11 protein-coding genes are annotated in these 14,696 nt (G+C 62.3%); 9 read left to right on the top strand and 2 right to left on the bottom strand.

Translation table 11 applies throughout. The features are described 5' to 3' along the window. Positions 1-12: 12 nt before the first annotated feature. From CGL56_RS05245 to CGL56_RS05225, 5 genes are all read left to right on the top strand, one after another. Positions 13-909 carry a sugar phosphate isomerase/epimerase family protein gene (locus CGL56_RS05245; protein WP_099105416.1) on the top strand — a complete coding sequence of 299 codons (897 nt, stop codon included), beginning with the start codon at positions 13-15 and terminating at the stop codon, positions 907-909. Between the two features lie 195 nt (positions 910-1,104). After that, positions 1,105-2,787, top strand: coding sequence for an acyl-CoA synthetase (locus CGL56_RS05240; RefSeq protein WP_099105415.1), 1,683 nt, complete (start codon positions 1,105-1,107; stop codon positions 2,785-2,787). A 112-nt stretch (positions 2,788-2,899) separates the two neighbouring features. Further along, entirely contained in the window at positions 2,900-4,267 is a 1,368-nt protein-coding gene (locus tag CGL56_RS05235) for a D-arabinono-1,4-lactone oxidase (RefSeq protein ID WP_099105414.1), read from the top strand. Between the two features lie 51 nt (positions 4,268-4,318). Further along, positions 4,319-4,966, top strand: a complete 648-nt coding sequence (locus CGL56_RS05230; protein WP_099105413.1) for an SDR family oxidoreductase — start codon at positions 4,319-4,321, stop codon at positions 4,964-4,966. A 13-nt stretch (positions 4,967-4,979) separates the two neighbouring features. Then, entirely contained in the window at positions 4,980-5,510 is a 531-nt protein-coding gene (locus CGL56_RS05225) for a hypothetical protein (RefSeq protein WP_099105412.1), read from the top strand. Positions 5,511-5,730: 220 nt separating this feature from the next. Here CGL56_RS05225 and CGL56_RS05220 read toward each other — a convergent pair whose 3' ends face one another. Beyond that, positions 5,731-7,962, bottom strand: coding sequence for a DUF5916 domain-containing protein (locus tag CGL56_RS05220; RefSeq protein ID WP_209280242.1), 2,232 nt, complete (start codon positions 7,960-7,962; stop codon positions 5,731-5,733). Positions 7,963-8,690: 728 nt separating this feature from the next. Here CGL56_RS05220 and CGL56_RS05215 point away from each other — a divergent pair. From CGL56_RS05215 to CGL56_RS05200, 4 genes are all read left to right on the top strand, one after another. Continuing rightward, positions 8,691-9,254, top strand: a complete 564-nt coding sequence (locus CGL56_RS05215; RefSeq protein ID WP_209280243.1) for a cupin domain-containing protein — start codon at positions 8,691-8,693, stop codon at positions 9,252-9,254. A 240-nt stretch (positions 9,255-9,494) separates the two neighbouring features. Next, positions 9,495-10,082: a VanZ family protein gene (locus CGL56_RS05210; protein WP_099105411.1), complete on the top strand. Its 588-nt coding sequence runs from the start codon at positions 9,495-9,497 to the stop codon at positions 10,080-10,082. A gap of 26 nt (positions 10,083-10,108) precedes the next feature. Then, complete coding sequence (locus CGL56_RS05205; protein WP_099105410.1) at positions 10,109-10,870, top strand: sulfite exporter TauE/SafE family protein; 762 nt, start codon at positions 10,109-10,111, stop codon at positions 10,868-10,870. 55 nt (positions 10,871-10,925) lie between these two features. Next, positions 10,926-12,206 carry a metal-dependent hydrolase family protein gene (locus CGL56_RS05200; protein WP_099105535.1) on the top strand — a complete coding sequence of 427 codons (1,281 nt, stop codon included), beginning with the start codon at positions 10,926-10,928 and terminating at the stop codon, positions 12,204-12,206. Between the two features lie 15 nt (positions 12,207-12,221). Here the strand turns inward: CGL56_RS05200 and CGL56_RS05195 are convergent, their stop codons facing one another. Then, positions 12,222-14,666, bottom strand: a complete 2,445-nt coding sequence (locus CGL56_RS05195) for a TonB-dependent receptor (RefSeq protein ID WP_099105409.1) — start codon at positions 14,664-14,666, stop codon at positions 12,222-12,224. Between the last annotated feature and the right edge of the window lie 30 nt (positions 14,667-14,696).

Genomic DNA, 14,696 nt, shown 5'->3' with positions numbered 1-14,696 from the left:
AAATCGGCATCCATGAACCGCAGAACCTTCCTCGGCAGTACCGCTGCCTTCGCCGCGACGACCCTCTTTCCCTTTCCGCTATCCGCCCGCGACGGCAAGCGCGGGTACAAACTGGGCCTCCAGCTCTTCTCGGTGAACGAGGACATGAACCGGGACCCCCTGGCAACCCTGCGGGAGGTGAAGGCCATGGGCTACGAAGACTTCGAGGTCTACGGCTTCGACCCCGCCCGCGGCACCTTCTACGGCCGGCCCGCGACCGAGTTCCGGATGATGCTCGACGACCTCGGGCTATCGGCTTCCAGTGGACACTTCGGCTTTTCCCCCCTCCTGGAGGCCGGTGAACCGGACATGGACCGCTTTGTCGACCAGTGCATTGCTGGAGCGGAAACCCTCGGGCTGAGGTACATCACCTGGCCATGGATGGCTCCCGAGCAACGCACTCTGGACACCTTCCGCGCCCTGCCCGCCAAACTGAACGCCATCGGCGCGCGGGTGAAGGAGGCCGGACTGGGCTTCGCCTACCACAACCACGGCTTTGAATTCGAGGACCACGGGGGAGATACTGGTTACGACCTCATCCTCCGGGAAACGGATCCCGACCTGGTCAAGCTGCAGATGGATATGTACTGGGTGATGCACGGCGGGCGCACCACCCCCAAAGCCCTGGTGGCCGCCCACCCAGGGCGCTTCGTCATGTGGCACATCAAGGACATGGACAAGGTGAGCCGCGACTACACCGAACTCGGCAACGGCTCCATCGACTACCGGAAAGTTCTGCCCGACCCGGTCGCTTCCGGCCTTGAATTTTACTATCTCGAGCAGGGAGGGAACTTCACCCACAGTCCCTTGCGCAGCGCGGCGGACAGCGCCGAATACTTTCAGCGGCACCTGCGGAAGCGCATCGGCTGATTCCGGGAGCTCACTCCCTTTGTATCCCTCTATCAAATGGGTCTTTGTGCGATATATTCCCGAAATGAGGAATTAAAACATGGCATTGCAGTTAATTTCCGCTATTTTATTCGGGAATAGAGAAGTGGGTGCAACTGCCCTCGGATGTCCTGGTGACCCGATGGTGGTGACCCCGCTTCGCCAACGCATACGGGCATGATCAGACAGGATGAACAATCGGAAACCACTACGACGGTAGATATTCAGGAGGAGGTACAGCGGATGCTGGAAGCGTACAGCGGTGCGGATATCCGCGTTGCTCACCTGTTGTGCGACCGCCACGCCGATGCGGCCAACGGGGTAGTCCTGCAGTACGAGGACGCTACGGGGGGCGGCACCAGCTGCACCTATTCCGAGATCCGCGACCTGTCGATCAAGTTTGCCGCCGTACTCCGCGGTCTGGGGGTGGGCCGGGGCAGTCGGGTAGCCACGCTGCTGCCCCGTACCCCGGAACTGCTCATTGCCGCCCTGGCCACCTGGCGGCTGGGTGCTGTCCACCTGCCCGTGTTCCGGACGTTCGGGCCGGAGGCCATTCAGTACCGACTGCACCACGGGGCGGCTACCGTCATCGTGACCGACGCGAAGAACCGCCCCAAACTCAAGCACATCCAGGAGCCGGGCCACCCCGTTGCGGTGGTGACTGTGCAGGGAGGGCAACACGATCTGGAGGAGCTCCCCGACGAAAACGACATCCCCTTCTGGCGGAGCCTCCACGCGGCGAAGGAAGAAATTGAAGCGGTGGCGGTCAGCGGCGACGACCCCTTCATCCTGATCTACACCTCGGGCACCGCGGGGGCACCCAAGGGAGTGGAGGTGCCGGTGAAGATGCTCGCCCCGATCGAAGCCTACATGCGCTATGGCCTGGGACTGGTAGAGGCCGACCGCTACTGGAACATGGCCGACCCCGGCTGGGCCTACGGACTGTTCTACGCCCTGGTAGGCCCCCTGCTCATCGATCAGACCACCCTGTTCTACAACGCCCCCTTCAGCATCCAGGCCACCTATCGGATACTGATGAAGTACGGAGTAACCAACCTGGTTACCTCGCCCACCGTCCTGCGGATGATGCGCACCGAGGGATTCCCCGAAGGGTTCCGGAAAAACATCAACCTGCGGGTGATTTCCTGCGCGGGTGAGCCCCTCGGGGCCGAAGCCATGGAGTGGACGCAGACCCACCTCGGCGTTGCCCTCCACGACCAGTACGGGCAGACCGAAGTGGGGATGGTGGTGGCCAACCACCAGGCCCCGCCCCTGCGGCAGCCCCTGCGGCCGGGCTCGGCGGGGCAGGCGTTGCCGGGTTTCCGGGTGGTGATTCTGGGAGAAGACGGCACGGAGTTGCCCGCCGGACAATCGGGGGAGCTGGCCATCGATACCGAGCAATCGCCCTTCTTTTTCTTCCGCGGCTACCTCCAGGACCCCGCCCGCACCGCCGAGCGCTTTACCGAGGGTGGGCGCTACTACCTCACGGGGGATACCGCACGGCAGGACGCCGACGGCTACTTCTACTTTACCGGGCGGATCGATGACGTCATTAAAAGCTCCGGCTACCGCATCGATCCCCACGAAATCGAACGGCTGCTGATCAGCCACGAAGCAGTAACGGAGGCCGCCGTGGTCGGGAAGGCCGACCCGGTGCGGGGGCAGATCGTCAAGGCATTCGTGGTCCTGCGTGATGGCCACGGCGGTTCGGCCGACCTGCGGGAGAACCTGCAGCGGCTGGTGCGGGAGCAGCTTTCCGGCCACGCCTACCCCCGGGAGATCGAGTTTGTCGATCACCTTCCCCGCACGCCCGACGGGCAGGTGCAGCGCTACCAGTTGCGGGAGGATGCAGCGGCCTAGTCCGGGCGCCGGTGCGCCGGTGCCGGGTTAATCCGCAAGGGCCGGCAGCCACCTGGGAATTGCCTAAGTCGGGGGGGAGCAGCCCTCTGTTTTATCCCTTTAGCCACCCACTATGAACCGAAATGAGTTTCTCCGCTGTTCCGCCCTCACCGTTGCCGGCGGCATGATCCTGCCTCTGATGGGTTGTACTTCCACCAGTACCGGCCCGGGATTGCAGGTGGATGACCCTGGCCTCCGCCAAAACTGGGCGGGCAACTATACCTACCGCGCCGAAAATCTCTACGAACCGGCTACCGTTGAGGAGGTGCAGCAACTGGTGAACCGCCTCGGCAAGCAGAAGGCCCTGGGTTCCCGTCACTGCTTCAACAACATTGCCGATAGCCCCCTGAACCAGATCTCCACCCGAAAGCTGAACCGCTTTCTGAAACTGGATGCCGAGAGTGGGACCGCTACCGTCCAGGCTGGAGCCCGGTACGGCGATTTCGCCGAAAACCTCCACCAGCAGGGCTTCGCCCTGCACAACCTGGCTTCCCTGCCACACATCACGGTAGCCGGGGCCTGCGCGACCGCCACCCACGGCTCCGGCGTGACGAACGGCAACCTGGCTACTTCGGTACGTTCGCTGAACCTGGTCAAATCCGACGGGGAGTTGGTGACCATCGACCGGAACCACCCCGATTTTCCGGCCGTGGTCGTCGGACTGGGTGCCTTCGGGGTCGTGACCCAACTTACGCTGGAGGTCCAACCCACCTTTGAAGTGCGGCAGGACGTCTTTGTCGACCTGCCCCTGGCGTCGGCCACCGATCACTTTGACGCCATTATGTCGGCCGGCTACAGCGTGAGCCTTTTTACCGACTGGCAGGACAAGAAGGTCAGCGAGGTATGGGTAAAGCGACGGATGGATCAGCATCCCGAAGATCTCGGGGACGACTTTTACGGAGCCACCGCGGCCACGGAGAATATGCACCCCATTGCAAGCTTGTCCAACGAGGCGGTAAGCGATCAGATGGGGCGGCCCGGCCCCTGGTACGACCGGCTGCCGCACTTCCGGATGGGCTTTACGCCCAGTGCCGGCAGGGAGTTGCAGGCCGAGTACTTCGTGCCACGTGACCGGGCCGTGGAGGCCATCCTGGCCGTTGAAGCCATGAGGGAGGAGATCCACCCCCCCCTGTTCATTACCGAGATCCGGACCATTGCGGCGGATGAGTTCTGGGCCAGCCCCTGCTACGGACGGGATTCGGTGGCCATCCACTTCACCCTGAAACAGGAGGAGGCCGCAGTGATGGCGCTACTGCCCCGGATCGAGGCCGCCCTGGCTCCATTCGGCGTGCGGCCCCACTGGGGAAAGCTCTTCACCATCGACGCGGCTACCCTGCGGCAACGCTATCCCAGGCTGGAAGAATTCGTGGCCCTGGCCCGCACCTACGACCCCGGAGCGAAGTTCCGCAACGCCTACCTGGACGAGCGGCTGTTCACTTGATCGGCGAACATCGCTGGTCCGATACCCCTTGCAGCAGTACAATCCCCGATTATGAAAAACGTACTGATCATTGGCGCCCACGGACAAGTGGGCCAACTCCTCACGGATAAGCTCAACGCCGACGCGGGGTATACCCCCGTGGCCCTCATCCGCAAGGAAGAACAGCGCGCGCTGTTTGAGCAAAAGAGGGTAGAGGCCCGGGTAGCCAGCCTGGAAGACGGGGTGGATGCCCTCGCGGCCCAGATGAACGGTATTGATGCGGTGGTCTTCTCCGCCGGATCCGGGGGGAGTACCGGCCCCGACAAGACCCTGACCATCGATCTGGACGGAGCGGTGAAGGCCATGGAAGCCGCGGAACAGGCCGGCATCAAGCGATTCGTAATGCTCAGCGCCCTCCACACCGACGACCGGAACCGCTGGACGGACGCGGAAGGCATGAAACCCTACTACGTAGCCAAGTACTACGCCGACCGCATCCTGAAGGGGAGCAAACTCGAATACACCATCGTGCGCCCCGGTGCCCTGAAAAATGAGGACGGCACCGGAAAGATCAACACCGCCGAGCCGGACAAGCAACAGGACGTGCCCCGGGCCGACGTAGCCGAGGTGATCCGCGAGGTACTGAACCAGGACCGCACCATCGGCCAGATCATCCCCTTTACGCGGGGCGAAACGCCGATCCGGGAAGCGGTTGGCTAACAAACACTCCATCATGTACCGTATTCCACTTTCCCTGATTTGCCTGCTCCTGTGGTTGGGGGGCGGCGGATTTTCCCTGGCGGCTGGCCAAACGGCTCCGGCCGCGGACACCTCCGCCCTTGATCCGGCCGCAGCTTTTGATTTCTGGGTTGGCGACTGGGAAGTGATTTGGTACGCGCCGGATTCTACCCTCGTGCGGGGCAGCAACCGCATTGAAAAAATCCTGGATGGTCGGGTGCTGCAGGAAACCTTCTCCGATCCCACCCGGCAGTTTTACGGTCGCAGCCTCTCGGTTTACCAGCCCCGCATCGGTGAGTGGCGGCAGGCCTGGGCCGATAACCAGGGCGGGTACTACGATTTCGTGGGTTGGGTAGGGGAGGAGCGCCGCATTTTCTTCACCACCGTTCCTAACGCCCGGGGAGAGCTATACCGCATGGTTTTCGGCGATATCACTGCTGATGCCTTCACCTGGGATTGGCAGGTAATGGCGGCGGGGGCTGAGGGGTGGGTTACACTTTGGCGGATTGATTACCGGCGGCGGTAATTTTGTCAGACATCGGATGTTGTCCTCCGGTCTTTTCGTCAGACATCGGATGTTGAATCCCTTATCTACGTACCATTTCGATGGTATCTAAGAAATACGGGGCTATCCGATCTCTTCGTAAGGCATTTTGGAGGTATATATCTCAAATATGGGAAATATAGCCTTGGCAGACATCGGATGTTGTCCCTATGTCAATTTGTCAGACATCCGATGTCCATTCTCAAAGGTTCAGCCAGTAGGAAACCTTCAGGTTGATTGAGCGGAAACGCGGCGAAAAGGTATCGGTGTAGTAATTGTCGTTGTAGACCAGGTAGAGATCCGAAAGCGGAGCGAACCGCCATTGCAGCCGCGAATTGATGCCCAGGTTATTCCGTTGGTTGCTGTACTGCAGGAGGGTAAGCCAGAAAAGCGACTTGGAAAAAGTCACGTCAAAGCGGGGTGTGAGCAACCACAGGTTGGCATCCGGGTGTGGATCCGGTAACCGGAGACCATCGTAGTTGAGGGCGAGGCTGAATTGCGCCCACGGCTGCACGCGCACGCCGACCAAACCACCAAGGGAGTAGCGGTGACCGTTGAAGAATCCACCTACCCCCGTGTTGGCAGAAAAGGTGACCAAGGAGGCCTGGTTCGACTCAAATTCCGCGGTAACCTGATTAAAGTAATATCCCTGGTCCCCGGGGATGGGCACGGCACCCGGTGTCCGGGTGGGGTCAAAGGGGTTGGCCAGGAAAATATAGTTGTGGAAGGCCTGGAGCTCGAAAGTCGACTGGTCGCGCAGATTGGCCGCCCAGGAAAACCGGAGGGTGTAATCGGTCAGTTTCATATCCAGACTGGGCCTCCGCCAGGTGAGGGCCAACACTTCGAAGCTGTGACTGGCCAGCGGCCCCTTTTTGGGGTAAAAATTGCGGCCTACGAAGTTGCCGGTCTTCAGGTAATCCTTGCGGGGAATAAAGCCCAGGTCCGATCGGAAATCTTCGTTTACATACACCAGGTCGGTGGCAAACCGCCACTTGCGGGTATCCCGGATGAGAAAGGCCTGGGAGGAAAGATTTCCGTCATGGTCGCCGGGCTGGAAGGATTTATGAAGGTAGAATTTCCCGGTCCAGACGTTGTCGGCCGAGGCCAGGTTATAGTCAACACCGACGACCCGGTTGTAGCGGTCTTCCTCCTTGAGGTAGGTTTCCTCACCGAAGGCCTGTCGGTTGACGATGAACGCTCCGACATTCGAACGGCTGAAAACCCGCCGCTGGACGGCGAGCATACTGTTGTTGTTGGAAGGGATCTGGTTGCGGTGGTCGGCCTGCCCCTGGATGTTCAGGAATCCCAACCGCCAGTTCTGGTCGAGTTTCCCGCTGAGGCGGGCGCCGGCCAGGATGCCATTTTCAATCAGGTTGCCGGCAGTATCCCGGGCCAGTCCGATGCGCCGGGAGAAAAAGGGAACCGCGTCCCGCACACTTCCGAAACTGGCGAATAGGTCACTGTTGTCAATGAAGAATTGTCGCTTCTCGGGCAGCAAGACCTCAAAACGAGTGAGGTTGGTAAAGATGTCGTCCAACTCCACGTTGGAGAAGTCGGGATTGATCGTCAGGTCGAGGTTCATCCCGTTGCCAATGGCCACCTTCGCGTCGCCACCGAAGGAGAAGTTATTATCCGTTTGCTCACTGGTGAAATCCTTGCCCGCCCGGGCATTGACGTAAGGAATCAGGGCAAGCGGGGTACGCGAACGGGCTAAAGGACGTTCGAAAACGAGCTCCCCCATGAAGGCCAGACTGGACATCCTCTGGTTCTGGGGTACCCGCACCCAAGTACTCTGCTCGTTGGTCTGGATATTATAGCGGTAGGGCCGGAACCTCCAGCGGTCGCCCGCGTCGGGAAACTTCAGGGAGGTGAAGGGGATCGCCATTTCTATGGTGTAATGGTCCTCGTGCATCTCGCTTTCCGCCAGCCACTTGGCGTCCCAGGTATTGTCAAATCCTTCCCCGCCTTCGGAAACAAGCCCCTCCCGCTGCACCCCGTAGGGGGTTACCCCAAACATGAAGGCGTTTATGCCGTCGCGGAAGGTGTCGAAAAACATACTGACGTTGTCGTTCCGGGTGCCCCGGAAATCTCGCCGCAGACTGGTTACCACGTACCCTTCCCCACTCGTTTCGGCGCGGATGCCCACGTAGAGCATGGTCGGAGAATACAGAATGCGCATTTCCGTTCCGTGCTCCGCCGTAGCCGAGTCGGTAGGGAAGTATTGCAGGAAGTCATCGATGGGCTCAGCGGTGGCCCAGGCTCCTTCGTCGAGCCGGCCATCCAGGGTAATCTCCGCCTCCGTATACCGGGCCGTAATGGATTTCACCGCATCCTGCGCGGCCAGTGGACACAGCCCAGTAGCCAGGAGAACCAGTCCGGTGATGCAGACCGTGAACCACCCTGAGGCAACGGACGAAGTCCTGAATATTTGCATGAACTTTAATAGTAGGTGGAAAGATCGACTTCCAACGGAGCCAAAAACAATCGATTGCTATTCCAAGGACAATCAAGGAATAAATGTACGAACATTAACCGCATCCTCCCTAAGACAACATCGGATGTTGTCGGTCTGACTTTTCGTCAGACATCGGATGTTGTTTGGGTAGGAGGCCGCTCATATAAGGGGGAGCTGACGCAGTTTGGCAGACGAACGGGTCGAGAATGGCCATTTCACTGGGATGACATTGTGTCAGACATCCGATGTCTGCCAATCTGTCACCATAACCACATCCGATGTTGGCGTTCGCCATTATTCACGGCACCTGCGTACCGCCAGATGGAGCTACTCCTGGTGGTTACAGGCGGGAGCAGGATGGTTCTTGCGGCGGTACGCTGGTAACAGGGGTGCGCCGGGAACCCATGCCATATGTGCTAGCGCACGAGTGGGAGTAAGCAGGAATAGACTAAAATACTTCCTGCTGTCTGTCGTCAAACACCGTAATTTAGGAGTACAGGCCCCTGCAGCCTGGCCTGCCCCGCCGATCGCCTTTTTATGGCCTGGCGCACGGGCAGACTGCCGTGCAGTACCGTGTCCGAAGAACTGATTCGCTCGTCTCGGAAAGCGCCAGGGTTTCACCGTACGTACCGGACTGGATTTACTCTTCCCCACGGCGGTGCCCGTGAGGGCTAACCCGGCAGTCAAATGCCAATTACTAAAATGCTATGAAGCGCAGAGAAATGCTGTGGGCCACACTGGCCAGCCTCGCCGTGAGCGGGTGTGCCCAGGCCAATAACCCTCCTAATCCCGCGGATAACGGGTTCCAGGTGAAGCAGGGGGAGGGGCGCCCAGGTAAGCAATACCACATGAAGGCGGTGACCCATAATCGGATGGACGTCAAGATCTCCGGAGACGATACCCGGGGTGCCCTGGCGGTCTTCGAGCAGCAGGGCCAATCGCAGGGTATCGGTCCGCCGCTGCACATCCACCCCAACCAGGATGAGTGGATGCACATTTTGGAGGGGCAGTATTTATTCCAGGTCGGCCAAGGGGAATATCGGGCCGGGCCGGGAGATACCATCTACATGCCCCGCGGCGTACAGCACGCGTTCGTTCAGCTGTCCGACCGGTCAAGGATGCTGGTATCCTACGCCCCGGCCGGGAGGATGGAAGCATTTTTCAAGGCCACCAGCGAGGCTCAGGGGAAACTCAGTCCGGACCAGATCGCCCGTCTCTTCACCGACCACGATATGGAGGTGGTGGGAGGGATGCTCAGTAGGCAGGGGTAGACATCGGATGTTGGGGTGGTGTCAATTTGTCAGACATCCGATGTGTTTCACCGCCTAATGGTTGATTTGGGACGCAATAGCGCCTATTTTGACGAGATGGCCTATCCGATACTGCGGATTTACTAGACTGACATACTGTCATACATCCGATGTCTGACAGACCGTCACCCGACCAACATCCGATGTCTAAATCACCCGAATAACCCCTATCTTCTACCCCTCACCCGCCCCCAAGCCCCCATGTGGCCCCTCACCTCCCGCCGGGAACGCCGCCTCTGGCTCTGGACCCTGGCCGCCGTCGCCGCCATCTTCGCTACCCTCGGCCTCGCCGGGGCGCTGGCCGACGCCGTGCGGGGCACCCCCCTGAACGTGTTCCTTTTCCTGACGGGCTGCCTGCTGGTGTCAGTCACCGTAGTGACCCAGGGGCTCAGGTCGTGGCCCGGACCGGCCGACGCCGCCCTCATCATCGGAATCGCCACGGCCTACTTCATGATCCTGGTGCGGATGACCTCCCCGGTCGAGCGGAGCCACCTGATTGAATACGGGGTAGTGGCCGTCTTCATCCTGGAAGCCCTGCGGGAACGCAAACGGCAGGGCGTTCACGTACCCGTCCCCGCCCTGCTGGCCATCCTGCTGACTACGGCAATCGGGGTGGTCGATGAATTGCTGCAGCTACTCATCCCCGCCCGGGTATTTGATCCCGTCGATATGGTCTTCAACGCCTGGGCAGCCATCATGGCGGTCGGCGTAAGCCTGCTGCTGAGCTGGTGGCGCAAGCGACGCCACCGGAAAGGGCGTGCCGAAGGAACCCCTGAGCCCCCCGGATAGTACGCCAAGGGGTATAATTGTTGTCGATGACCGACATTCTGGCCGACGCCCCGTTGCTGACCCTGGCGATCCTGATTGCCTTGGGAGGAGTAGCCTTTCTCATTTCCACCGTGGCCGGCGGCGGCGGGGCGCTGGTGCTCGTGCCCGTCCTGAACGCCCTGCTCGGAGTGGAGGCCACCGCGCCGGTCCTTAACCTCGGAACCCTGATCGGGCGCCCCGCCCGCCTGCTCATCTTCTGGCGGCACATCCAGTGGCGTGTGGTGGCCTACTATGCCCCGGCCGCGATCATTGGGGCCTGGCTGGGCGGCTACCTCTTCGCCCACTTCCGGCTGGAGTGGCTGCAGGTGGTGGTAGGCGTGTTTCTGGTCAGTACGGTGTGGCAGTACCGCTTCGGGAAGCGCGAACGGTCGTTCCCTATGCGACTCGGTTACTTTATTCCCCTCGGATTGCTGGTGTCCGTGCTGGGCACCATCATCGGGGCACTCGGGCCGATCCTGAATCCATTTTACCTGAACCTCGGCCTGGACAAGGAGGACCTGGTGGCCACCAAGACCGCCAATTCCTTCCTGATGGGCCTCTCCCAGCTGGGCAGTTACACCTTCTTTGGCCTGCTTACGGGGGAGCTGTGGACCCTCGGGCTGGCGCTCGGCGTGGGGGCCACCGCCGGCAATCTGCTGGGCAAGCGCTTCCTGGGTGGCATGAAAAGCATCACCTTCCGCCGGATCCTCCTGGCGTTCATGTTCCTCAGCGGCCTCTTGCTCATTTACGGACAGCTGAAACCGGATTAGGCGGGGCGGCGGCGCGCGGGTTCCGGGGAAGGGGAGTAGCTATCTTCGTCGAATGATGCTACGCCTCTTCTCCCTTTGCCTGTTGTTGACCGGACCGGTTCCCCTGGTGGCCCAGGAGCCAGGTTGTACGCTTATCCTTCCGCGCTACGTATTCGACGGTACGGAGCTGGTGGAGCACCACGCCGTGGTCGTCCGGGCCGACACCATCGCGGCGGTGGGCCACGTCGACCGCATCCAGGTGCCGCAAGGTTGCACCGTCCGTGAATACCCCGCAGCGACACTGCTGCCGGGACTCATCGAAGGCCACGCCCACCTCCTGCTGCACCCCTACGACGAAACCCCCTGGGACGAACAGGTGCTCCGGGAATCCTACGCCGAGCGGGCCATCCGTGGCGCCAACCACGCGGTGCGTACCCTGCAGGCGGGATTCACCACCGTCCGCGACCTTGGGTCGGAGGGGGCAGGGTATACGGACGTGGGCCTCAAACAGGCGATTGAGAAGGGAGTCATCCGCGGGCCGCGCCTCCTCGTAGCCGGCAAAGCCATCGTAGCCACCGGCAGCTACGGACCTAAGGGGTACACCGAGCAGGTTGCCGTACCCCTCGGCGCCGAGGAAGCCGACGGAGTGGACGGCCTCACCCGGGTAGTGCGCGACCAGATCGGCCACGGGGCTGATCTGATCAAGGTCTACGCCGACTACCGCTGGGGACCCGACGGGGAGGCCCGGCCCACCTTCACCCAGGACGAGCTGAACCTCATCGTTGAAATCGCCAACAGCAGCGGCCGCCCGGTCGTCGCCCACGCCGCTACCCCCGAGGGGATGCGCCGTGCCACCCTGGCCGGCGTGGCCACCATCGAGCATGGCGACGGGGGTACGCCTGAGGTGTTCGTCCTTATGGCCGAACGTGGAGTAGCCCTCTGTCCGACCCTGGCCGCCGGTGACGCCATCAGTCAGTACCGGGGCTGGCGCAAGGGCGTCGATCCCGAGCCGGCACGCATCCGGGCCAAGCGGGCATCCTTCTCTCACGCCCTGGCCGCCGGGGTAACTATTGTCGCGGGGGGCGACGTAGGGGTCTTTCCCCACGGCGACAACGTGCGGGAACTGGAAATGATGGTCGACTACGGTATGCCCACGCTGGAGGTGCTGCGAGCGGCGACCTCTGGCAACGCCGACGTCCTTGGCCTGGGTAACCTCGTGGGCCGGTTAACCCCCGGGTTACTGGCTGATCTCCTTATCGTGACCGGTAATCCCCTGGAAGACATTTCCGCGCTGCGCCTAGTCGAGGAGGTGTTTATCGGTGGGCAGACCGTGTACGGCCCGGACCGGGAGGACTGAGGGAAACGCTAATCCCTACCACCGCCAGGTAGCGCCCACACCGACGTCGATTCCCGGGGCCGCAATGCCACTGGCAAAGGGCTGGTAAAAGCGGTCGAGGGCGTTCTCCACCTTCAACTGCAGGGCCAGCCGTTCGCTGGCCCGGTAGTTGGCGTAGCCGTTCAGGGTCCACCAGCCGGGGGTGCCTTCCCCGAAGGGGGTGAGCTCGGGGTTGTCGGCACTGCCAACCAGTTCGAAAGTGTAGCCGTCCTGGGCCGATCCTTCGATGCCGTTAACGGCGTAGTCGTCGAGCTGCTTGCGGACCTGGAAGTTCACCCTTAGCTCAGCGTCCCAGCGGCCGGAGAGGTACCGCAGCCCGGTCCGTCCGTAGGCCGGGGGGATATGGTCCTGGGGTAACGTCAGGTACGCCCCGTCGGGCGCCAGTTGCCGGCGACGGCCGCGCAGCCAGTGGACGTCCGAGTGCAGTTCCCACCGCCGGGCGAGCCGCCACGCAAAGGCCGCATCGAAGCCGTAGATCCAGGCTTTCTCGGCGTTCACGTTGGTGTCGACGAAGAGGGTATCGCCGCGGCTCACGAAGTACGGGAGCCCGTCTGGCAGGGTGGCGGTACTGCGGATGACGGCGTCGCTCAGCAGGGTAGCGTAGGCCGTGAATTCAAGGCGCAGCGGCCCTTCCGTAAGGGCGTAGCCGGCTTCCAGGGTATTCGACCGCTCGGGACCCAGGTCCGGGTTCGGTACCTGTACCCGTCCGCTCTGCTCGCGGAACTTGGCGAAATCATCCACGTTCGGCGCCCGAAATCCCTGGGCAAACAGCAGGCGCAGCTGGTTTCCGGCCCGGCGGTACTGCAGGCCGAGGGCGCCGGTCAGGGCGTCGGAGGGGTTTACGATACCGTCCAGATAGTCGGCGGGCCAGGCGATCGGGTCCTGGGCCCCGAAGGTGGCGCGGAGTTGCTGGTAGCCGTAGCGGATGCCCCCGCGGAGTTGCCAGAAGGAATCCAGGTCGTGGCTGAGGTCGACGTAAGCGCCGCCCCCGAGCAGGCTACTGCCCCCGCTGGGGTAGCGGGTCGCCTCTTCGGCCGGGGTGGCGGTGGAGGTGACGCGGTCGTAACGGGCGTCCAGGCCGTAGCGCAGGTCGGTGCGACCGCTCAGGCCTTTGGCGAAATCTACCTGCAGGGTAGTGGCGCCCACGTCTTCCAGGTTCTGGATGGTCACGGGACTGCCCAGGCGCCGCTGGATGCGGTCCTCCTCTACGTATTGGTGGGCGACCAGGTAGGTGGCCACGTCGTAGAGGCCGGTAGCCCGCCGGTTGTCGAGGCGCAGGCTGCCCAGGGCGCGGGTCTGGGGGCCGTAGTCCCACCGGGCCCACCGCAGCTGTCCGTTGCGGCGCTCGGCGAGGGCGTCGTAACGGGGTACGTCGCCCGTGGTGGAGAACTGCAGGTTGGTGGAGAGCTCCAGCTGATCCCGCAGGCGGAAGCGGAACTTCTGCAGGACGTTGTACTGTGCGTAGCCGCTGCCCACCTGCCGGTTGGGGTTGTCGTTGGTGACTACCTCATCGCCCACGACGTATTCGTTGCGCAGGCCGAAGTCGCCGTAATTGGCCGGGCGGTTGCCGCCGGCGCGCAGGTCGCCAAAGCGGGTGAAGGAAATGTTGGTCACCCCCGCCCAGTGCTGGCCGCCGTATTCCACGCTGCCCGCCAGGTTGGCGGCGTAGGCCGCGCTGCTCAGGTTCGCCGTGGTATAGCCCGAAGTACCACCACCGTCCCGGAAGCGCGGCTGGCGGGTCCGGAAGTGGACCACCCCCCCCAGGGCGTCGCTGCCGTAGGCCAGGGCCCCGGCCCCGTAGATCACCTCGATGCGCTCCAGGGCGTTGGGGTCCACGGTGATGGCATTTTGCAGGTGGCCGTTGCGGTAGATGGCGTTGTTCATCCGTACCCCGTCGACGACCAGCAGCACCCGGTTCGCCTCGAAGCCGCGCAGCACGGGGCTGCCGGCCCCCAGCTGGGATTTCTGGACGTACACCCCACTCAGGGAGGAGAGGGCGTCGGCGGTCGTCAGGCTCTGCACGCGACGGCGTTCCTCGTCGCTGATGGTCTGGATCTGGTAGGGCAGGTCGGCGGCCGTTTCGTCGCGGCGGCCTACCACGGTAGCGATATTTAGCGAGATGCCCTGGGGGTGCGCCGGCAGTTGGACTGTTGCGGTGGGCCCTTGCACCCGCGTGCCCGCCAAAAGAGTGGTTTGGTAGCCCAGGAAGCTGACTTCGAGGGTATCTCCGGCACCCATGCTAACCAATACTTCCCCCTGGCGGTCGGTCAGGCCCACATAGGAGTCCGGCAAACGCACCACGCTCGCGCCCACCAGTGGTTCACCCGCTTCGTCGGTAACGCGCAGGGTGGTCTGGGCGGTCAGGGAGGATGAAAACAGCAGGGCCAGCAGCAGGCCAAGAATCACGGGGGACAGGCGCATTCCACGAAGGTACCCAACCCCTGAGAATCA

The sequence above is a fragment of the Neolewinella marina genome (assembly GCF_002631205.1).
GTDB classification, from domain to species: domain Bacteria; phylum Bacteroidota; class Bacteroidia; order Chitinophagales; family Saprospiraceae; genus Neolewinella; species Neolewinella marina.
This window is presented reverse-complemented; position numbering and strand designations above follow the sequence as displayed.